The following is a 21,867-nucleotide window of genomic DNA, read 5'->3' on the forward strand; positions in this document are numbered from 1 at the left end:
TTTATGCTTTATTGTATTCTATGAATATCCGGTAGTTGAATGTGTCCGGCGAACAGGCCGAGAGTTTGGTACGCAGGTTGTCTTTGATCTGTTTTTCCTGCGAAGGCTCATCCAGTTTCGTTCCAAGAATCAGATGGACTTCTTTGGTTCGGATCAGTCCTTCGTGCGGCATCGGGCTGATTTCCACCCCGTTCCGGATTTCTGTCCGCACCAGCAGTTCTCCGAGTTCTTTTTTGCAGAAGCTGGCTATGTCGTTCTGTGTCAGGACACGGCCGTGCGAAATGAAGGCGTATTTGTAGATGTCAATCCGTTCTCTGTTTTGGGGGGCTTGTTTCCCGCCGTAGGTGGTACTGACCAGAGCCAGTGTCTTCGGGTCCAGGTAAGTGGTGGCATTGGGGGACAGGTTTACGCCTGCCTGTATCCGGTTTCCTACCTCACAGTTGGTTGTCCAGTATTTGACGGTAATCTGCCCCTTGCCGGACAATTCGTCAATCATAAGGTAATAAGGTGTTTCCCTGAACTCGTTCATGTTGTCTGCTGTCTGTTTCATTTGCGCCATCAGCTGCTCCATCTGGATGGTAAGTGCCTGTAGCTTGATGCTTGATACGGCATTGAAGGCATGGGTCTCGTCATCCAGCAGGTCGGACAGATAGCCGAGCAGCTCCTTGGCGGAACGGGAGTCGAAACGCTCGCATCCTCCTTTGCGGATGGAGTAGGTTCCATAGCTTTCCGTGGAATCCTTTGCGGGATAGAGGAGTTCATGGTAGTTCTTTCCGTCAGAATCCTTCACGCTGTGTACGGACAGAAGGGATTCGTAGCTGCCCGTGCGCAAGGGTATCACCCTGAAAGTTTCCTCAAGGGTGGTCGTCTGTTCGTGAAGCGTTTTGTTCTCTACAGGCACGATGTTGATGCCGGCATGGAGTTCTTCAAGGACTTCCGCAGTGAAATGGGCGGGGAACTGTATCTTCACCCATACCAGCTTGTCCTGCATCTTCTCCAGAACGGCCTCTTTGAAACAGGACCGCAGGGTGTCCGGAAGGTTTTTCCTGCAGGAACCGTTGAGTGGAAAGGACTGCGATACCTTCAGAAAATGTTTGCTGTAAATATCCATGACTTCCTTGTCTATGACGGACATCACGTCATAGTCTTGGAAAAAGGCACGGGTTGGTTCTTTCTGTATGGTTGTCTTTTCATGGATTCCCCCTTCCATCACGACTGTCTTCCCTTCTACGGACCATTCCGTACAGGGGAGTAGGAGCAGGTATTCATAGCTTTCCGTAAGGTTGGGAAAATCCAGATAGAAGGAAAAGTCTTCAAGGTCGGAAATGGATTCATCCACCGCCATTCCTAACCAGACGGTACGCGGAGGCATCCTTGTCTCTGCACGGGCAATCATGGTCTTCTCCAAGGTAGGGGCTATCCGGTAGAGAAGGTCGTCGCAGACCATATATTTCACGTCGGCTTTGTGCAGCAGGGTATCGCAGGCGGGATAAAACGATACGCTTCCGGTCGATAGCTTCCGGGTAAGCGAGTCGCTCTCGTAATACATGCCCGATTCCCGGGTTATCAGGTAACACGGTTCTATGGGATAGGCGTGTACGATGCCGTGTGCGGGAAAGGGTGAGGTAAGGATGTCCGGAGTAAGGATTCGGGCGGTCTTTTCCAGCAGCCTTGTCTCGATGGCGGTAAAATCCTCTCCCAGCATATATATCTCGTTGGACAACGCTTCCAGCAGGAGCTTGACAACCGGGTCGAAGTTTTCCGCCTTTTTTATTCCCCAGAAAGCCGCAGCGTATTTCAGCATACGGTTTCTGATTTGCTCTTTATTGTATTTTTCTGTACTCATAATCCTTTCATCGGGTTGAAATCGGTCCTAAATAGATTACATAATAGAAACACCGTTTTTCTCCGGTATGTACCAGGGTTCCATATACATATACTTGTACACGTTTCTTTACGGCGGGAGCGTCAAATACATTGTCCTGTCGGGTGGTGTCATCAATGATGACACGTACATTTACACCCGTAAGCCGCTTCTCGTGCCGGGTAATTGCCTTGGTTATGTATTCCGAGAATTGTCCTTCCCAACGGGTGTGTGAAACAATGCTTTCAAAGTCGAGAAAAAAGATCTCACAGCCGAACTCCTTGTCAAAGGCATGTTCGCCGGGAGCCGTACTGATCAGCAGTTCGATAAACTGGTCGATGGACTCGATTTCCGAGCAGGATGCAAGACGGCTGTTTTCCACATCCTCGCTGAGCAGGGCTTCAAAATCCAGGGGCAATTTGCAAAACTTTGTTTCCATACTTGTCAGTGCCATTCGTTTTCAAATTCTTCGTCTATGAACTTCAGTGTTCTTGCGGCAAACAGAAGGACGATGCTGCTGGAATTGGATATACGGTCAACCTTGCGTTGCAGACGGATACAGTTCCCTTCCACAAAGCGCAAGGCAAATGCCGCCTGTTGGTCAGGTTGGTCCTTCTGGTAGATCCGTATTTCGCCGTCTTCACGGGAGTGGCTGTATGCGGCCCATCTCAACAGCTCGTCACCCGGCATCCCGCTGAGGGTACAGGTGACGAATCCGCCGTAGGCTTCACCTTCAGGCAATCCGTCACGGTCTGTATTCCGCTTGAATTGCAGGTCGAATTCTTCAATGCTGTATGTATCATGGCAGACGGACAGCCGCATCACGTAGCGGTCATCCGGCATTGAGGATTTTTTGTTTTTGAACAATGAAGTGAACCAGTTCATGATTATAAGTTTAAGTGACACGAATCGCCGGTCTCCATTTCCCGGAAGTGGATGAATAGTGAGGTACGGCTCTCTTTGGTTGTTGAATGCACATTGAAATCAAGGCATTTTGCTCCCTTGAAACGGATGATCTCTTTGGGAGTACCGGGCAGGCCGGAAGTGTTCATCACCTCTCCGTCCTTCAGGATTCTTGAATTGAACATCCATTCCAAGAGTTCCTCTGTAGGAAATCCGGCAATGCTTACCCGTATTTTACCGCCGTAGGTCTTCCCGGTTACCTTTCCGTTAGGAGTGGTTTCTTTCCGGAAGTCATACTCGTAGCCTAGCAGGTCGTATGCCTGCACTTCCTCATGCTCCGAGGGTTCGGCGGTCCAGAACTTGATATACGATTGTGCACTCATATCCTTATGTTTTTTTATTCTTCTTCACTCATCAGATTGGTTTGCAGCATGGCGGTCAGGGTCCGTTCCTCGTTCATGCGTGATTCAACGAACAGTACCGTGTCTTGGCTGTCCAGATGCTTGCGTACATAGGCTCGCAGGTAGGCTTTGAATGCCTGTACCTTTGTCCGGTATTCGTCTAATGGAAGTGCAAAGATGTTTTGCGTTCCTACCCGCTCCAGTCCGTATTTCTCCAGTTCTTCCTCAAATGACTTCTTTAATTGATCATTGAAAACTGCATAAATGATTAATGTTTTATATTGTTTCATTTCTATTATAATTTACCTTGTCGATAAAGAGCTTCTACTAAAAATAAAGATACAGATATGACAATATAAATAAACAGTATTATGCTATTATGTTTATCTGTATATTTTATATCATATTTATCTGTTATTTTTTTATATTTTCCTTTAATAAACAAATATATAAAAGTTACACAGGTAACTATTGAAAATAATATCCAATATGCAAAATCTGAAGGATATGTTATCATATCATATTGTACCAATAACCCCCATATTGTTAATACATTAGTAGTTAATAAGACTGAAAAAGTTAATATTGCCATAATAACTGCGCCTTCAGCTATAGAGCTTTTAAGCCATAATCGATAAAAACAATAATATAGATAATTAAACATAAATTATATTATTAATTTGACAAATCATTAATCCAATCGTAAAAGTCCTCTCCATAGAGTCCTTCTGCTACACCAGCTGTTAATGCGATCGCCCATCCATATACAGGGATGAAAGCAAGTCCAACAATTGCAGTTTTAGTTATCAAACTAGATACTGTTTTTATATTTGCGTCTGTTCCAACATCTTTTACTGCTTTCCCTAATGTTATCATAGTACCTGCTGTGCCAAGTATTTTACCACCTATTCTAAAATAATTCAAATACTTTGCATTTGTGGTAAAATTCCACCACTTAGACCTAATAACAATATCTCCCGTTTTTTTTAGACGTACCCACTTTCCTGTTATAGTGCGACTATTATATGGCATATATTTTCCTCTATCTAACATAATATTGTATGCCCAATCAGCACTTGTGTCTATACCACTTATAGCTGTATCTACAATAAAGTCCTTTGTTATTCTATCACCAAAATCTTTATACTTTTTACTATAACGATTTTGTAATTCTTCTTCAATTTTACGGAAAGGTATCCTTTTCAACATTAAATTACCTGTAACATTATCCTTTATACCAATTTTGACACTACAATCAAAATCATCTATTTTTATACGAGTTTGATAATTATCAGAAGGAACTGTTATAGATTCATTACCAATAGTAAACGTAATCGTCTTGTTTCCATTCTCTTTTTTAATGCAATCTAATATATCTTGTTCAGAATAATTCATACTTTGAAAAACAGCTTCAGGAGATGTATCAATTATTTGAATAGCTAATGGATGTGAAATATAATTTCCAAACGTCCAATTAGGAATAGACCAGTCTAAAGGAAACTCTACAGCATCATATTGGGGATAAGTATATCCTACCCCCTTAATAAAACCTGTATAAGGTACTTTCCATTGTTGTAAAATCAAAAACTCTTCAATGGATATATATTCTTTTACATAATTAGGCATATCATTTATTTTACCCACCGATTATCAAATTCAATACCATTCACGCTTACACTCTCAGGAGAGAGAATCAAAGTAGTTGACAATCCTTGCCCCAAAGCTTCGACAACCCGTTTCAGATTGACACAATACGCATTCGTAAACGCCACCTCAAATATCACCCCGGACGTTCCGGTCTTGAACAGAACTGCCCCGTTCTTTTTCACCCACGGTTTCACAGCCCATCCGTAGATGTTGCTTTTCACCGTCTGCGAAAGGGTTATCATGATTCGTCCCCCTCGCACTTCGCCTTCCGGTTGGTTCTTTAGGTTATCTACTGGCTGGTGAAAACCTATTTTGAACTGTTCCACTGCATATTCGTCGCCGTCAACGCTGAATATGACATTCACGTTGCTGTCCACTTGCGGAAAATTAAAAAGTCCCATAATGCTGCTGTTTTTAAAACACCCACTGATTTTCAAACTCTTCTGTACCGAATGCCAGTTTCTGTGCCTGTACGGTCAGTTTGGTCGCAATATAGCTTTTGCCCTGCCGGATATAGCTGATTTCCATATCCACACAAGTCGCTTTCTCAAAGAGTATCTTTTCGAGCGTGGAGCCTTGGTTGTCATGAACTACGATGGCTCCGCTCTGGTATTTACGGGCATCCAGCATCCACTGGATCATGTCACGGTTGGGAAGATGAGGGTAGGTTACATAAAACGTGCCGCCTTTTACCTCGGTCTGTACCTGTCCTTTGATATCTATCCCTTGGGCAAATCCGAATTCGCAGCCGATGAGCTGGTAGCTGTCCTTGTACATGTCGGTCAGTGAGGAGGCAGCCAGGTTGCCTATCTTTAAGAATACGGTATATCCAAACATACGATACTTGATTATTGGTGAATATTCCAGGTTAATTCATTCTGTTCGTCCAGACCTACCTCCAGACTTTTTCCTTTGCCCAGCTCCTCGTTGATGATAAGCCGTGAAATCGGTCTGCGCAGATAGTTACGGATTACACCGGCCACTTGGCGGGCACCGTATTTGGGTGTGAATCCTTTGTGTGCAAGCATTTTACGGGCATCATCGGTGATGGTTATGCCGATACCCTGCTTGTCCAGAAGCTTTCTGACTCCATTGAACTGTATGTCGAATATTTTCAGGAGTATGTCTTCGCGGATGGGGGAGAACGGAACGATTTCAGACAGGCGTGCCAGAAACTCCGGACGGAAATGTTGCCCCATCACCTCCATGATCTGGGTGGTGGACGGAACATTGCCGGACTCAAGTTGCTTGGTCAGCCACTCGCTTCCTACATTGGATGTGAACAGCACGATGGAGTTGGAGAAATCCCCTTCCTTGCCCAGACGGTCATGCAGTTTTCCCTCGTCCATGATTTGCAGGAAAATGTCATATACGGACGGATGCGCTTTCTCTATTTCATCAAAGAGGACAACGGCGTATGGCTGTTGCCGTATTTTATTGACCAGCATGCCGCCTTCCTCATATCCCACATATCCCGGAGGTGCTCCGTACAGCAGGGCGGCGGAGTGTTCTTCCTTGAACTCGGACATGTCGAAGCGGATCATGGATTTCTCGTCATTGAACAGTGCCTCCGCCAGTGCTTTGGCAAGTTCGGTCTTGCCGGTACCGGTGGGTCCCAGCAGGAAGAAGGAGCCGATGGGCTGTCCCGGCTTGTTCATGCCGCTACGGGATTCCAGGATGGCATCCGTCAATGTCTTCAGGGCCTGGTCCTGTCCGACGACGCGTCGCCTCAGATAGTCTTCCATATTGAGTAGCCGTTCCTTTTCCTGCGACTGTATCTTGCCGATAGGGATGCCTGTCTTGCTGGCGACAACGGCGGCTACCTCATAGATACCTACCTCCTCTATTTTCTTCTCTGCAAATTGGAGGAGGACGTTCAATGCGTTTCTCAGATAGCCGGTCAGTTCTTCATACTCCTGCAATTCATGAATGTCCGCTTCATCGGGTATGACTCCTAAAAGGATGGGGCTTAATTTGTTGTGCATTACGAAAAGCAGCGTTTTCAGTTCTTCGGTCTTTTCCTGAAGGTCCTTTTCATCCTTTTCTATTTCATCCAGCCCGGACAGCAGGGTCTCCACATTCTTCTTTCCTGTTTCATTGACCATCTTGATGGCGGAGAGCGTCATGTCCAGCAGACCGATGGCGGAATCAGGCAGACGGCGGTCTTTGATATACCGTTTGGCAAGACGGACACATTCGGCTACGGCTTCGTTGCTGATTCTTACATGATGGTAGTCCACGTATTGTTTCTGCACGGAGTGTAGTATCTGGATAGCGGACTTTATGTCCGGTTCGCTTACCTGTATGACCTCGAAACGGCGGCTGAAAGCATGGTCCGGCTCGATGATTTTGCGGTATTCGTCAATGGTGGTGGCGCCGATGACGGTCAGATCGCCGTGCGACAGTTCGGATTTCAATACATTTCCCGCACCGGTATTTCCTTGTCGGTTGTCCAGCAATACATGGATTTCGTCAATAAACAGGATTGCATTGTCGATATTCCGCAATTCTTTCAGGATATTTTTCAGGCGGTCCTCGATTTCCCCCTTGTAGGTGGCTCCCGCAATCAGGGAGGCGTTGTCCAGTTCAAATACACGGGTTTCTTCCAGAAACGAGGGCACTTTATGGCTGACTATCTCCCAGGCAAGTCCGTAAACCAGTGCTGTCTTTCCTACTCCGGCATCACCGACAATCAGGACATTGGACTTGCTCCGGCTTCCCAGTATCTCCATGACCATACGGTTTTCACGGTCGCGGTTGATGACCGGATGCAGCTTGTTGGCCGCATCTTCGGTTAGATCCACACAGTATTTGCCCAAGAAGGAGGATGAGGCGGAAGTCGGGGCATAGGACTTCTCCGTAGTGGCGGAAGGACATGCCGGCTGCCCGTTACCTATATATATGGAATGGATATCCTTTTCCAGAATGGGGAAAGACCTGAGCTGGTCGCTGGAAAAAGCGACACCGGGCTTTGCCAGTGCCAATAGCACACAGATGGGATTGATGTCGAACAGCCCGAACTGGATTCGTGCATCGTCTGCGGCACGGAAAACGGCGTCAATCCGTTCCGAAGGCTTGATTTCGGACAACTGGGTGGATTTCGGGCATTGTTCGATATATACGTCCGCCCATTCCTCCAGATAGCCTAAATCCTTGCCTATACTTATTATAAAATCTCTTAACCCTACATCTTTATGAAGTAGAGCCTTCAACAAATGCGAGGGTGTATAACACTCGTTCGCATTTTCACGAGCCACTGCAAGTGCTATGTTAAGCGCAATTTTTACAGAATCATCAAGATTGATGAAACCAACTCCTGTTTCCATAATCGTAAGATTTAAAAATTGCGCAGGAGAACATTGCAAATATAAGGCAAAAAAAATAATTCGGCTATTGTTGGCAGCGTTTTTTTTATGCTTATGGGCATATTTTCGGTAAAAACAAGAAAAAATCATCAAAAGTTCTTTGTAGTTTTCAGAAAATGCCATATATTGGGCGCAGAAATTGAAGGACAAAGATAGGACTGTAGCAGGCCTCCTTTGACCGGATATTTCAAAATCAACTTATTTTTTAATTTAAAACTTTGAGAATATGGCATTTAAAGCGTCATTTAAGTTTTCGGACTCAAGAGAGTTTGATGTACTGACCTGGAGAGTTAAGTTCAATCGTGATGTGGACCCCAAAGGCCGTCCGGCATCTGACATTTATGGTGGCACAATCTATGTGGAAGTCGAATCAACTCCCGATACCATTGTGCTGGATAAGATGTTCAAGCAGTACCAGCCCGTAAACGGAAACATCGTCTTCAAGAAAGCGGATGAAGATGCCAAAATGAAGGAATTGGTGTTCGAAAATGGTTATGTGGTGGATTACGAAGAGGCACTGAATGTGGCTAACCAGTATCCGATGACAATCAAGTTCGCCATTTCTGCACAGACTGTGAAGATGGACGAGGCTACATTTGTACAGGATTGGCCGGAAAACAACTAATGGTTGTTTCCTAATCAAAGTTTTAAGGTGCCGGAATATACCAATTCCGGTTATTTCGGCACCAAAAAACATACCGACCGGTCGGATTATTTATTTAAAATCATAGTTTAAGATAGTATGGGAGCAAGTTTTCTGAATTTGGTGGCTACTAAAGTAACCGTGAAAGGAGAAGAACAGAAATTCGTTTCACTGCATCTCCGTCAGGGTTTCAACCGGCATCACACCTTCACTGTGGTGGTGAATTATCTGTCGCCTAACAATACGTTCCAACAGACCCCGGAAAAATTCATCGGCTACATCGGGGAGACTGCCAGCATTTCATTTGTCCATAGGCAGACGGGTGAAAGTTATGACTTCGAGGGAATCATCACTCAAGTGGAAATGGTTGGAAGCATGGGCGAGACAGGCGGAGTGGCCATTCACGGAACAAGCCCTACGATACTGTATGAGAACAACAGGACACTCGATTCTTGGATGGATCAGTCCCTCTCTACCATAATAAAGGAGGCGACGCAGGAGTATGGAAAGGTCAATCTGGTTTCCAATCCCAAGTATGCGGCGCCCATACCCTACATGGCACAGTATAACGAGAGTGTCTTTGACTTTATGAATCGCCTTTCGGCTCTTTATGGGGAGTGGTTCTATTATGACGGGACGAAAGTGTATTTCGGCAAGCCTGACAGGGACAATACGGAGAAGATTGTTTATGACATGGATTTGGAGGAAGTACGTCTGGTTGCCAATCTGGTACCGGGTAAATCCGCAAGATACGATTATGTAGCGCAGGAGAACAAACAGCATAATGCGGATACGCCTGCCAAACCGGATGGCATGAACGACCTTCAGTCTATTGCACACAGCTGCTCTGAGAAGGCATATACCGCAAAAACGACCTCGGCTGCCGACCCCCATGTAACGGACAAGGCGGAACTGGACGAACAGATGAGGATTGTAAAGAATGCGTCTGGTGCCAATCTTCTGAACATCAAAGGCATAGGAAAGACTTGCCGGATAAGGATTGGTGAAATCATCGATGTTTCTTTCCCCGACAGGATGAAACTGCCTCCTTTAGGCAAGTTCCGTATTGTCGGGATTGAGCATGAGGTACGCCGTGACGGACATTACTCCAATAGTTTTGTCGGTGTGCCGGACGGTACGGTACATATTCCTGTTCCCGATGTGAAGCGGCCGTTGGCGTTGCCGGAACTGGCTACGGTGAAGGAAAACAACGACGACAAGGGACAGGGACGTGTGAAAGTGGCTTTCGACTGGCAGAAAAACGGCAAGACAACCAATTGGATCAGGGTGCAGACTCCTAATGCGGGAGTAAGTGGTGCGGTTCCCAAGAATCGCGGATGGGTATTTGTTCCGGAAGTCGGCGATCAGGTTATGGTAAGCTACGAGCATGGCAACCCGGACCGCCCCTATGTTACGGGATCGGTGTTCCATTCCGGTTCAGGTAAAGGAGGGGACAAGGACAACAAGGTCAAGAGCATTATCACACGCAGCGGCAATGCCATCGTTTTCGATGATGAGACGGGAAGCATCGTTATTACTGACCAGACGGGAAAACAGCTGATCATGTTGGATGGCACGGATGCCATTACCGTCATGGCGAAAAAGAGCATTACCCTTACCAACGAGGCGGAATCGGTCATCGTAATGGATGATAAGTCGATAGGCTTGCAGGCCGATACCATTGCTCTCGAAGGCAGGAAAAGTGTAACATTGCTGTCCGGCAACGAATGTATGGTGCTCAGCAGCGAAAAGAGTATAATTAGCAGCAGCGGTACCAATATCAAACAGGAGGCGGCAAAGGATTACGATGTTGCTGCAAAGAACGGAACGGTCAACGGTGTAAATCTGATGATAGAGGGAAAGGGAAACGTAACGGTTTCGGGAGGAATAGTAAAGTTTAACTCATAATTCGGTTGGCCATGGGAGCATCTGCATCTGTGATACAGGAATATTACAAAGCGGTCGATTACTGGGCGGACATAGTCGGCAACAGGGACTGGAAACTGTCTGTATGGATTGTCGGGCAGAACGATGTGGACTTGGTGGACAGGTTTCTGGAAATAGAACGTTCTCCGGTAGGGCAGTTCGATGACATATTCTTTCGTTTTGATACGCCGTACAGGGGGGATGACGAGGAATACACCGAACAGCTCTGGCAGGAATATGCCGGTTGGTTTTCAGAAAAGGTTGAGGAGAAGTATGATATTCTCAGGGCTCTGAGGCACGACGGGTTGCTGAAGGAAGAATACATTCCTGATGTGTCGGTTGAGCATACGGCGGGCAACTTGTGGAGAGAGATGTTGCGTTTCAAGGCATGTATCTCCCGGTTGGATGATGCCTTTTTCTGTCTGTACTTTCCTCCGGAACAGGAAAGGGGGTATTCCCGGACAGGATGGTTCGGCAATGTGCTGAAAGAAGGTGTCCCGCAGGGAATCCGGATGACAACCGTTGACTTGAAAAAGAACAGGAGTATCCGGCTGGGTGAGTCTCGGGAAGTGGTTTGCATACGCCCGCAGTTCGATATGGCGGCGGCTTTGCATAACCGGATGGCACGGTCGGATAGCGGTAACGACCTGATTGCACCTGAAAATCGGTTCAAGCAGCAGGTTACGGTTGTCATGGATTCTACACAAAAGCAGGATTGGAAATTATTGGACAGGGAAATCCGAAAACTGTTGGATATTGCACAGGAAATAAAGGATACGAATATCCGGATTTCCGCTCTGCTTATCGCATCCGAGGCATGTTATGCTATCAGGGAATATAAGCATAGCATGAAATACAGCGACGAAACCGTCCGGGAGGCGGAAAAGGCGATGCAGGGCGGTGAAACGGCAGGATATAGTTATTGGAAAATGGCTGTTTCCATGAAAGCGGCCATTCTGACAGCCGGGAAAAAACGGGAGGAAGCGGTTGCCTTGTATGACATGATGGCTAAAAAAGCCGTCATGCAGAAGGACCCTTATTATGTCATGGAAGGCTATCGCATGTGTGGTTTCCTGCGCTATGAGGATGGAAAGATGGAACAGGCTTTCGAATATTTTTTGCTTGCCCTGGCAGGAGGCAGCTACCTTTCTGCCGAAATCAGGCGGGGTTCCACGTTCGTTTATGCGGCGTATCTGGCTCTTCATACGGGAAGGCTGGTTCGCGCTCCGATTGATGTCGGGATATTGGAACGGCAGCTCTGCGAATGGATTGGGGAGGATTGGAAGGAACTGGTGGACAATCTGGATATGCAGCAGGCGAAGGCCAGAAGAAGGGGAAGTTTTTTCAGTTGAGCGAGATTTAATTAATATATATTTTAAATTTAAAATTGAATAAGTATGGATCTTGGTAATTATGGAATCGGCGGAAACGAAGTGAAGATTGACGCTTCCGAAGGTATTGCGGAAATTCCACAAAATCGAACCTTATTGGTGGAACAGCTGACGAAGGATGAGCCGGTGGCTCCCGAAGTGGTTGCCGGTCTGACCAACATTGACGAAGTCTTTGCACATTTCCGGCCGGAAATAGATATCGAGTTCGCGGATGCGGACGGTGCTCCCGTAGAGGAAAATTTCCGTTTCCACAATGTCGGTGATTTTTCTGTCAGGAAAATGACGGAACAGAGTTCATTCTTGTCCGGCCTGAATGCGGAAAAGCAGTTTGCGGACAGGATGGAGAAGTCGTTGCGTTCCAACAAGGTGCTGCAACGGGTGCTGGAAAATCCGGAGACACGTGGAGCGTTTGTCAATGCGATTTCTGCCATTTTGGACGATTTGAAGAACAATGAGAAGTCTAACCCCACTAATGAATGATAGTTATGAGCGAACAGAATACACAAAGAGAAGCAGCCGTACAGCAGCAACAGGCTGTGGCGCAGTCCAGAAATCTGAACGCTGAATTGCAGATTCTGGCTAAGTTTGGCGGTTTCAATGTCTTGGAATCTTCCGTGGACGGCATACAGAACATGAATCCGGAGCGTAAGGCACGGCGGAACATATTCCTTTCCGACCCTGAACGGGCGGCTGAGCGCAAGGAGCTGGAAAAACGGCTTGAGATGTGGGTCGATATGTTGAAAGGCAACAAATCCATCAGCGAGATGGTGGAACTGTGCCAGAAGAAGTCTGCGGCGGTGTCCGGTCTGCTATCCCAGAACCAGCTGAAAGCGGTGGAAGAGGTCAGGCAGTTGGAGAAGTCCTACCGCACGGTCATGCTCTTCTACAAGAATACGGATTCCGACAAGATCAAGAATATCTCCATTGTGAACGCTTCGATGAGCCAGCTTACCGATTTGGACAACTCCTTCTTTATCGATGCCATTGCAAACGAGCTTCGTGCGAATTATGACCGTTTGGACTTGCGTACCAACTATTCCCTGCTGGTTATCCCGGGATATTTGGGTTCCAACAAGGTTGTTGAAAAATGGGCAAAGATTGCGCATGACAACAAGGTGATGATTTACACGGATTTCGCTGATCTGGAAAAACCGGATGATGTCATTGAAATGTTCTTTGATTCCAATCTTTCGGGAGGCGATGTGTACAAATCCAACGTATGTATGACCTGCAACTATTTGGTAGGACGGGGACGCTATGCGGAACTGGGCGAAACCGAAGACTTGCTGATTCCTCCTTCTGCGGCATTGGCCGGCAGTGTGTACAAGACGGTAATGGCACAGGTTACCGCCGGTAAGAAGTATGGTTCCATGAGCGAGGTGGACGGGGTGGCCTTCAACCTGAAAAAAAGCGAGATTTCCGAAATCGAGAAGATTGGCCTGATTCCGATGGTGAAGGAATACGGCAAGGTGATGGCTTTCTCTGCCAAGACATTGTTCAACGGGGACAACTTGGGATTGCAGACCTATTCCGTAGTCCGTGTGTTCGATTGGGTAACGAAAGTGCTGATGGATTTCCTCAACCGCCGTGCCTTTGAGAACTGGAACAGCAAGGCGGAAAGGGATTTGCGTGGTCAGATCAGCAAGTTTTTGGATAGCATACAGGGTCCCGGACGCTTGATTGAGAAATTCAAGATTCTTCGTTTCGAGCGCGATCCGAAGCAGAAAGACCGTATTTTCCTCGACATTCACCTGACTCCTTATTTCCCGGCAAAGAGTTTTGTCATCAAGTTGGAAGGTACAAAAGGGGATGACGAGAACGACTGGAACAGCGACTATGCACAGGATGCATAGGTAAGTCCTTACAGGGACAGCCGGAGTGTACCGGTTGGAACGCCCGGTTGTCTCTTTTTCACATTCTAAAAAATTCTCACCATGTCAGATGTGTTCAAGAATATAGCTGACGCCGCCGGTAGCAGCAGCGTCAGACGGGGCTTTGCCGACCTTTTTTCAGCCTCCAAGGCGGCTTTGGACGAGATTCAGGCGGGTCTGGGCGGAATCCTTCCTTCCATGCCGGGTATGCCTGTCGCCAAGTTCGGCGACCTGTCCATCGGGATAGACATGCATCCTACCGTTACCCCTCCCTCTCCCATCATGCCTGTGCCTCATGTAGGCAAGGTGTACGACCTCATGGCAGACCTCATGGCCGGCATGGCGGCTGCCATGCCGCCTGCGGCTGATGGAGTGGCCGGAGTGGCGTGCAACATCCTCAAGAGCATGGCTCCGTCGGTCAAGGTGCATAACCAGTGGATTGCGCAGGCAGGTATCGGCATCGTGCATCTGCCGGCATTTGTATTGCATCCGGCCCCGTTGGTCAGCGGTATGTCCGAGTCGGAGATGTGGATGGGCAGTTCCACTGTCCTGGCGGACGGTGCGCCCTGTTCCTCCCTCACACATCCGGCACTCTCATGCAACATTGTGGGAATACCGACGATTCCCCGCAAGGGGAAGCCCAGGAAGGTGAGCAAGGCCCTGCTTGCCCCCACTTCCATGCTCTCCACCATCACATCCGTAGGAAATCCCGTGATTGTGGGCGGACCGCCCACAATTGATGTATTTGCGCTGGCGATGAAGTTCGGACTGAAAGGCTTGGGCAAGATGTGGAAGAAGATAGGCGACCGCTTCCAGAACCTGATCGACAGGCTGAGGAAAAAAGGCATGAACAGGCTGGCGGACATTCTCCAACCCATCAAGTGCAAGACTTTCGGTGAGCCGGTGGACGCTGCTACGGGCAGGGTGTATCACACCAATGTGGATTTCGAGCTTCCGGGTCCGATTCCCGTCGTATGGGAACGTACCTATTACAGTGATGCCGCCGTGGACGGTCCGTTGGGATACAACTGGCACCACAGCTACAATCTGGGAATACGGCAGCTGGAGGAAGGGGCGTTCGCATTCCGCCATGCTGACGGACGGGAGTCTTTCCTGCCCGTACTGAAACCCGGAGATTCCTATTTTGACCGCAAGGAACAGTTGTCTTGGACACTCGATGGCCGGGGTTACCTGCTTACGGACATCCGGGGACTGCAATACCGCTTTGACGGTCCTGAAAACCGTTTCGGCTACCGCATGGTGTCGAACATTTCCACGAAGGACGGATTCCGGCTCCGCTTCGAATACGCTTCGGGGGGAAGGCTGGCAGGAATCATATCCTCACGGGGAGAATTCCTGAAAGTGGAAACCGACGAGTCGGGACGGGTACTCTGCGTTTCCGTAAATCAGGACGGTGAGGAGGTGAAGCTGGTCCGCTACCGTTACGATGACCGGGGCGACATGGTGGAAACCATTGACGCGCTGGATGTCAGCAAGCATTTCGTCTATTCCGGCGGGCACCTGCTGGTACAGCTTACCAACCAAGGGGGTATGTCCTTCCATTGGGAATATGAAGGTAAAGGGGAGAATGCCCGCTGTGTGCATACATGGGGCGATGGAGGCGTGATGGAATATTTCATCCGTTACGGCAAGGGATATACCCATATCCGCAACGGGGAAAATGCCGAAACCGAATATTATTACGGTGAGGACAAACTCATCTATAAGATAGTGGATGCCAACGGAGGAATTACCCGTCACCAATACAACAGCTTTCAGGAGCTGGAGGTCACGGTCAATCCCGAAGGCTATACCCGTAAGACCGCCTACAACGAGTTCGGTCAGCCGGTCCGGATAACGGACGAGAACGGTGAGGACACCTTTCTGGACTACGACGGCAACCGCAACCTCGTCTCGCTCTACACTCCGGGTGGAAAAAGGCTTTCATGGGACTATGACGGACTGGACCGCGTCGTCAGCCGGACCACACCGGGCGGAGAAACTGTGAAATATACCTACGAGGGAGGCGTGCTGCGCACCATAACGGACGGACAGGGCCGGGTTTACACGCTCACGTTCAACGACAGGTACGATCTGGAGCTGCTGCAGTTTCCCAACGGGCTGTTCCGCCGGTGGGAGTACAACAGCAGGGGAAGGCTTGTGCAGGCAGTGGATGTGAAAGGCAACGTTACCCGTTATGCCTACGACCGGGCGGACAACCTGATACGGCTGGAAGAGCCGGACGGCAACGTGCACCGGTTTGAGTACGATGCCATGGGGAACATGGTACATGCCAGCGACAACATCCGCGAAGTCAGGTTCACCTATGGGGCGCTGGGGGTGTTGAAAAGCCGCGAGCAGGACAGACACTGGATTACATTCGGCTACAACAGCGAGCTGCAGCTCCGGCGCATCGGCAACGAGGCGGGCGACAACTATTTCTTCGAGCTGGACGGGTTGGGACAGGTCGTTACGGAAATCGGCTTCGACGGCCTGCGGCGTGAGTACGAGCGCGACGGTGCGGGTCGTGTCACCCGTGTGAACCGTCCCGGAGGAAAATGGACGGAATACCTCTACGACGGACTGGACAATATCCTGAAGGAGGAACAGTATGACGGGGAGGTCTCCCTCTACACGTATGACAAGGACGGCATGCTCGTCAAGGCACAAAACGCGGAGAACCTGCTGGAGTTCACCCGTGACAGGAAGACAGGGCTGGTTACAGAGGAAAAGCAGGGAGAACACATCGTCAGCCGGACTTATGACGGCGAAGGCAACTGCACCCGCATCACCAGCAGTCTGGGAGCGGACATCCGCCATACGTACGACTGGGAAGGCAATCTGCAGACCATGCAGGCAGGTGAAAGCTGGCAGGCATCCTGGGTGCGTGACAACACGGGACTGGAGGTGCAGCGCACCTTCTCCGGTGGTGTAATCGTCAGTACCGAGCGTGACCGTTTCGGGCGCGAGGTGCGCAAGTCGGTCCGGTCGGGAGGCATCGAGCGTGGGGCATACCGCTATGAGTGGGGGATTGCCAACCGACTGCTTTCTAAGGAGAACGAGCTGACGGGAACGGTCATGCGCTACGACTACGACCGTTTCGACTTCCTTATCCGGCAGGAAACCATCCAGGGCTCGGAAACGGACGTGATTTACCGCGTGCCGGACTTCGTGGGCAACCTATTTGAGACACCGGATAAGAAAGACCGCAAATACGGTGCCGGGGGAAAACTTTTGGAGGACCCGGATTGTTTCTATCACTACGATGATGAGGGAAACCTCATTTTCCGAGAGTTCAAGCAGTTGCAGGAAACGGGCGTAAGGTACGACCGCAAATGCATGGAGAAGGAACGCGGCATCCGTTGTCTGGCAACGGGTACGGGATGGCTCTACGAATGGGCGTCCAACGGAATGCTGAAGAAGGTCATACGCCCGGACGGAAGACCGGTGGAGTTCCGTTACGATGCATTGGGACGACGCACCGCCAAGCAGTATTTCGGAAAGGTTACACGCTGGGTATGGGACGGCAATGTGCCTATTCATGAATGGGGCTACAAAGTCACCGATAGACAACCGAATGACGAGGAAAATACTCCATCAAAAGAACCGATAGAGGATATTACCACGTGGGTGTTTGAGGCAGGCACGTTTGTACCTACAGCAAAGATACAGAACGGTAAGCAGTATTCCATCGTGTCCGACTACTTGGGTACACCCATCCAGATGTACGATGAACAGGGTCACAAAACCTGGGACTGTATCTTGGATATTTACGGAAAAGCGATTAACATTGAAAGGAGTTCTTTGAACGAGTGCCCGTTTCGCTGGGCTGGTCAATATCTTGATTATGAGACTAACCTTTGCTATAACCGATTCAGGTATTATTCTCCTGAAATGGGTGGATATATTTCGCAAGATCCTATTGGACTATTAGGGAATAACCCAACGTTGTATGGATATGTGTATGATACTAATAGTTGGATAGACGAATTAGGATTATATTCTAATATATTGGGTTCAGGAATGGGGCATCATTTGATGCCAAGGTCTATAGCTAAAAAACTTAATATATTAGACTTGTCGAAAAATAATTCAATAGCTTGGTATCCAGAATCTTCGCACGGAACGGCTGAGCTACATAAGAAACTGCATAGAAATCTTATTGATGAAGGAGTTCCTTATCACGGTTCAAAATATACAGGAAATGTAGATGATTTTTTTGATTCAGCAGAGAAGGCTTATAAGGGTATTGAAATAAAAGGTTATATGAAAATTCCAGGAACTGATGATGTGTTAGATAGAGGAACACCTTTAGAATGTATTCAAAAGCTTAGAGAAAAATATGGAAATGAAAAAGAAAAAGTAAGAACTCAAAAACATAATCATTAATCAATGTAATTATAAAAAAGATAAAATGAAGATATTAACAATAACCGATTATGGGATATACATAATGTCCCCACTTATAATGGATTCATTTTTAAAATCCGAAAATATCAAGAGTAACAAATTGCTAAATTATTTTCAAAAAAATCATGATAAATATTTGTTGTCATTAAAATACGGAATTTGGATTCCTGTATTACCAATTGATTCAATCTCATATCTTATAAGTTTAGATATTGATATTTTTGATAACAGTTGGGAAAAATCATTTGAATACGGTCCTTTTAATTTAGAGGTAGGGACTGACAATAGTATTTGGATTGGTTCGTTTGGAAATCTGCTTACATGGAGAAGAAAGGAATATACGAATACAAAGGATAATCTTACATATACTACTTGGGATGATAAAATATATCATAAAGCTTTTCGGTTTGAAAAGAATTCTGGTAAGTACAATGTTACAATATCAGGTTACAGAAAAAAACAGGATTTATCTCAAATCAATCATGGCTTTTTATTTACATTAGTGGAAGTGAAAGATTTTGTAGACTATAATGATCCTCGTGAAAATGATAAATATTATTTTAACAAATTGTCTTACCCTGACATAAGTTGACTCTTTGAGCGAATATAGTAGGACAATTAGACAAAGTAGTATATCCAACTCCCGGCGGATTTATAATCCGCTGGTAATGTGTATTAGGATTTGTAGTCCTTGAATTTCCTACAGAAAGTATATGGAGGTAAGCAAGATGCCAATCTTTATAAATCTGTGATTGTTTGTTAATTAGTAAAAAGACTTAAAATAGAAAAGGTATAATCAAGCTGTCCAAGAACTTTTATCTAAAACATAGCATAATGCACATAACAGGATATGAGTTTTTGGACAGCCTACTACTATCCTTATTAAAAATAACACCAAGGCTGTACAAAGCATTACCCCACATCACTCAACTCATGCTCAAAATCAAACCTCAACACATAAAAAATACCATTTTCCAAATAACCAAAACATCTGTTCCGCTTAGTGATTCTGAATTTCTTAATGCCTTTCTTCCATAGGTCATCTGAAAAATAACGCTTGCTTTTCTTATTTTTATTATACGTTTTATAATCCAACCCATTGTTCATTGCAATGGCAATCCAATCCAATTCTTCAAATTTGCAGAATGAATCAATAAACTCGTTTTGGTTCTCATTGTCAACAAGGGAAAATCCATAAGTGTCATCAATAAGGCTGAAATCAAGTTCCCCCCCCCCGCTGAAACGGGTCGTGATATACTTTTTGAGAGACAATTCCTCTCTTTCAAACAAGATGGAAGACAATTGCTTCTCCTTCCATATATTCCCCACCGGAATAGCAACTCCGTCTTTGGTTACAACAACCGGATGCTTCTCATACAAGGAGCGTATAAACGACAGAAGGCAGACCGCACAGACAGTAGCTTCGGCAACGGAACTGCCGGACACATCCGCTTTATCTGCCGGATAATGCGCATTCGGTTCCTGCTGGGGTGCATCGTCCCAAAACGGATTACAGATGGCACGTGCCAATGTACTCTTGTACCGTTTCGCTTCGTTTATGATACGGGCTTCCGGTGCTGTCGGCAAATCATTGATAGTTCTAAAACATAAGCCTAATAATCATAACTTTTTTAAAACCAGGTTTGTCGCTTCCGTTTTTTAAATTACCTTTGTAGTTACTTAGTATAAATGAAACATATTCAATGATTAACAGCATATTATTAACTGATTTTACAGGCTTTGCAAATACCCGGTTTGATTTCACCAAAGGGATAAACGTCCTTATTGGCAAGAATGGTACGGGCAAGACGCACGTTCTCAAATGCTTGGCGGCAACTTTGCAGGCACGCCATGACTTCCTCGGCAAGAACTCAGCTTCCAAGGAACAATTTGAGTATATCTTGGCGGAAGACATGATATTTTATTTCAAGCCGGATGTCATAGGCAACTTGGTCAACAAGGGAGTGCCTTCAGGCAGGGCAAACATTGCAGTCACGATAGACAGCAAACTGTTGCAATACAGCTTCTCATCCGCTTCCAAAACAACTGTAAAATTAGAAACGGACGAAAAGTGGGACGACCGCCACTTTATCTATATCCCCCCACGTGAGATGTTCTCTTTGTTCGAAGGTTTTATCGGTTTGAGCAGTAAGCGTGAAATTTCATTTGACCAAACGTATATCAACCTGGCACACGCGTTGTCACTCCCCATATTGCGTGAGTCGGAAGATAATCCGTTGAAACCGGCTATCGAGTTGCTGGAGCAGGAATTGCAGTTCAAGGTTTTGCAGATGAACGGACGTTTCTATATACAGACAGAAAAAGGGAACATGGAAGCGCACTTGGTGGCGGAAGGACTCCGCAAGCTGGCTTCCATCTTGTACCTCATACTGAATGGGGAAATCAATGCGGACACCATCCTGTTCTGGGACGAGCCCGAAGCCAACCTGAATCCGGCTCTTGTGAAAGTCGTGGCAAAGTTTATCCGCGTGCTTCAGGAATGCGGCTTGCAGATTTTCGTCGCCACTCACGACTACCTGCTTACACATACGCTTTCTCTCTATTCCGAATACAAGGAGCACACGAACATATCCGTCAAGTTCTTCGGCTTGAAAAAAGAAGATAAGGGAATTATGGTAGAGGAAAGCGAAACCTTGGCTGGCATACAGAACAATCCGATATTGGAGGAATATGCGGCATTTTACGATTTGGAACAGCAATTCATCAACAGATATGAGTGATTTTCAGGAAAGCGGTATAAGCTTCAAGTTCAGCTCTCCCCAATGGGCTGTTGTCAAGTATGATGAACATTTGGCACACAAAAAGGTAAGCAATGCCTTGCAACCTACCAAGGCGGTGGACTTCTTGGGCATTCACGATAACAGACAGCTGTTTCTGGTCGAGGTGAAGAATTACAGGGGGCATACGCACGATGCGGAGACTCAGGAAGTTTTTCAGGCAAAAGGCGACGAATTGATGCGCAGGATTGCTGTCAAAGTCAGGGACACGATTGCCACGGCAACCAATGCGGCACGTTTCTCAACCAACGATGAAGATTTTTTCACCCGGATTAACCGGTTGCTGCTTGACGGGCAGAAAAAGATAGTCATCATTGCCTGTATAGAACTGGATGTGGCAGATGAAAAAGGACATAAGGTTCGTATGAGTATTTGGATGCAAAAACTAAAGCAAAAGTTGTCTTGGTTACATGCCGCTAAAATTTCCATCAATCCGGTTGAAAATATTTCCGATGTATTGCCGGATACGGAAATCTCGTTCTTATAGTCTCCCGTCAGATTCTGGTATCCTTTGCCACCATTCTTTTATGCTCCCTTTTTATTGCGGATTGATTGCATAGCCTGTTTATGTATTGTTTTCTGAAAAATAAATCCTGTATTTTCCTCTTGTTTAAAGGGAAAAAGATATATTTGCAAAAACAGACCCGT

The 21,867-nt window shown here is 46.8% G+C and carries 20 protein-coding genes; 9 read left to right on the top strand and 11 right to left on the bottom strand.

Annotation, left to right across the window (positions count from 1 at the left end; genetic code table 11):
- Position 1: 1 nt before the first annotated feature.
- Genes KTR06_RS15615 through KTR06_RS15660 form a run of 10 tightly spaced genes read right to left on the bottom strand, consistent with a single transcriptional unit; the run spans position 2 to position 8,141 of the window.
- The gene (locus KTR06_RS15615; protein ID WP_036631120.1) at positions 2 to 1,846 is read right to left on the bottom strand and encodes a type VI secretion system baseplate subunit TssF; all 1,845 of its coding nucleotides are present in this window, start codon (positions 1,844 to 1,846) and stop codon (positions 2 to 4) included.
- A 7-nt stretch (positions 1,847 to 1,853) separates the two neighbouring features.
- Positions 1,854 to 2,318 carry a GPW/gp25 family protein gene (locus KTR06_RS15620; RefSeq protein ID WP_004288726.1) on the bottom strand — a complete coding sequence of 155 codons (465 nt, stop codon included), beginning with the start codon at positions 2,316 to 2,318 and terminating at the stop codon, positions 1,854 to 1,856.
- Positions 2,309 to 2,749 (bottom strand): type VI secretion system tube protein TssD, encoded by a 441-nt coding sequence (gene tssD / locus KTR06_RS15625; RefSeq protein ID WP_217290534.1) that lies wholly within the window; start codon positions 2,747 to 2,749, stop codon positions 2,309 to 2,311. Before tssD (KTR06_RS15625) ends, KTR06_RS15620 begins: the two co-directional genes overlap by 10 nt.
- Before the next feature lie 2 nt (positions 2,750 to 2,751).
- Complete coding sequence (tssD, locus tag KTR06_RS15630; protein WP_005858614.1) at positions 2,752 to 3,150, bottom strand: type VI secretion system tube protein TssD; 399 nt, start codon at positions 3,148 to 3,150, stop codon at positions 2,752 to 2,754.
- A 14-nt stretch (positions 3,151 to 3,164) separates the two neighbouring features.
- Complete coding sequence (locus tag KTR06_RS15635; RefSeq protein ID WP_217290536.1) at positions 3,165 to 3,458, bottom strand: hypothetical protein; 294 nt, start codon at positions 3,456 to 3,458, stop codon at positions 3,165 to 3,167.
- A 5-nt stretch (positions 3,459 to 3,463) separates the two neighbouring features.
- Complete coding sequence (locus KTR06_RS15640) at positions 3,464 to 3,832, bottom strand: hypothetical protein (protein ID WP_217290537.1); 369 nt, start codon at positions 3,830 to 3,832, stop codon at positions 3,464 to 3,466.
- 11 nt (positions 3,833 to 3,843) lie between these two features.
- Positions 3,844 to 4,794, bottom strand: a complete 951-nt coding sequence (locus KTR06_RS15645; RefSeq protein WP_217290538.1) for a hypothetical protein — start codon at positions 4,792 to 4,794, stop codon at positions 3,844 to 3,846.
- Between the two features lie 5 nt (positions 4,795 to 4,799).
- The gene (gene tssD / locus KTR06_RS15650; RefSeq protein WP_036631110.1) at positions 4,800 to 5,216 is read right to left on the bottom strand and encodes a type VI secretion system tube protein TssD; all 417 of its coding nucleotides are present in this window, start codon (positions 5,214 to 5,216) and stop codon (positions 4,800 to 4,802) included.
- Positions 5,217 to 5,229: 13 nt separating this feature from the next.
- Complete coding sequence (gene tssD, locus KTR06_RS15655) at positions 5,230 to 5,652, bottom strand: type VI secretion system tube protein TssD (RefSeq protein WP_004288719.1); 423 nt, start codon at positions 5,650 to 5,652, stop codon at positions 5,230 to 5,232.
- A gap of 11 nt (positions 5,653 to 5,663) precedes the next feature.
- Complete coding sequence (locus KTR06_RS15660; RefSeq protein WP_217290539.1) at positions 5,664 to 8,141, bottom strand: ATP-dependent Clp protease ATP-binding subunit; 2,478 nt, start codon at positions 8,139 to 8,141, stop codon at positions 5,664 to 5,666.
- A 265-nt stretch (positions 8,142 to 8,406) separates the two neighbouring features.
- Here KTR06_RS15660 and tssD (KTR06_RS15665) point away from each other — a divergent pair, with 265 nt between their 5' ends.
- The 7 genes from tssD (KTR06_RS15665) to KTR06_RS15695 all read left to right on the top strand — a co-directional run bounded on the left by tssD (KTR06_RS15665) (position 8,407) and on the right by KTR06_RS15695 (position 19,013).
- A complete protein-coding gene (gene tssD, locus KTR06_RS15665) occupies positions 8,407 to 8,805 on the top strand; it encodes a type VI secretion system tube protein TssD (RefSeq protein WP_007832783.1) in 399 nt (132 codons plus the stop codon).
- Positions 8,806 to 8,922: 117 nt separating this feature from the next.
- The gene (locus KTR06_RS15670; RefSeq protein ID WP_007832785.1) at positions 8,923 to 10,731 is read left to right on the top strand and encodes a type VI secretion system Vgr family protein; all 1,809 of its coding nucleotides are present in this window, start codon (positions 8,923 to 8,925) and stop codon (positions 10,729 to 10,731) included.
- A gap of 11 nt (positions 10,732 to 10,742) precedes the next feature.
- Positions 10,743 to 12,101, top strand: coding sequence for a hypothetical protein (locus tag KTR06_RS15675; RefSeq protein WP_217290540.1), 1,359 nt, complete (start codon positions 10,743 to 10,745; stop codon positions 12,099 to 12,101).
- Positions 12,102 to 12,146: 45 nt separating this feature from the next.
- The gene (locus KTR06_RS15680) at positions 12,147 to 12,620 is read left to right on the top strand and encodes a hypothetical protein (protein ID WP_005802596.1); all 474 of its coding nucleotides are present in this window, start codon (positions 12,147 to 12,149) and stop codon (positions 12,618 to 12,620) included.
- Positions 12,617 to 13,993, top strand: coding sequence for a DUF5458 family protein (locus KTR06_RS15685; protein WP_004288713.1), 1,377 nt, complete (start codon positions 12,617 to 12,619; stop codon positions 13,991 to 13,993). Before KTR06_RS15680 ends, KTR06_RS15685 begins: the two co-directional genes overlap by 4 nt.
- 81 nt (positions 13,994 to 14,074) lie before the next feature.
- Positions 14,075 to 18,400 (top strand): DUF6531 domain-containing protein, encoded by a 4,326-nt coding sequence (locus KTR06_RS15690; RefSeq protein ID WP_234163831.1) that lies wholly within the window; start codon positions 14,075 to 14,077, stop codon positions 18,398 to 18,400.
- Between the two features lie 25 nt (positions 18,401 to 18,425).
- The gene (locus KTR06_RS15695) at positions 18,426 to 19,013 is read left to right on the top strand and encodes a hypothetical protein (protein ID WP_195613658.1); all 588 of its coding nucleotides are present in this window, start codon (positions 18,426 to 18,428) and stop codon (positions 19,011 to 19,013) included.
- Between the two features lie 320 nt (positions 19,014 to 19,333).
- On the opposite strand, the gene KTR06_RS24535 is transcribed toward KTR06_RS15695, so the two are convergent.
- Positions 19,334 to 20,008 carry a hypothetical protein gene (locus tag KTR06_RS24535; RefSeq protein WP_234163829.1) on the bottom strand — a complete coding sequence of 225 codons (675 nt, stop codon included), beginning with the start codon at positions 20,006 to 20,008 and terminating at the stop codon, positions 19,334 to 19,336.
- Positions 20,009 to 20,124: 116 nt separating this feature from the next.
- On the opposite strand from KTR06_RS24535, the gene KTR06_RS15710 reads away from it, so the two are divergent.
- A complete protein-coding gene (locus KTR06_RS15710; RefSeq protein ID WP_186926532.1) occupies positions 20,125 to 21,162 on the top strand; it encodes an ATP/GTP-binding protein in 1,038 nt (345 codons plus the stop codon).
- On the top strand, positions 21,155 to 21,706 hold the full coding sequence (locus tag KTR06_RS15715; RefSeq protein WP_217290541.1) for an NERD domain-containing protein: 552 nt from the start codon (positions 21,155 to 21,157) through the stop codon (positions 21,704 to 21,706). The genes KTR06_RS15710 and KTR06_RS15715 overlap by 8 nt, the downstream gene beginning before the upstream one ends.
- Positions 21,707 to 21,867: the final 161 nt, after the last annotated feature.

This window comes from Bacteroides sp. MSK.20.12 (assembly GCF_019052435.1).
In the GTDB taxonomy this organism is placed as follows: Bacteria; Bacteroidota; Bacteroidia; order Bacteroidales; family Bacteroidaceae; genus Bacteroides; species Bacteroides xylanisolvens.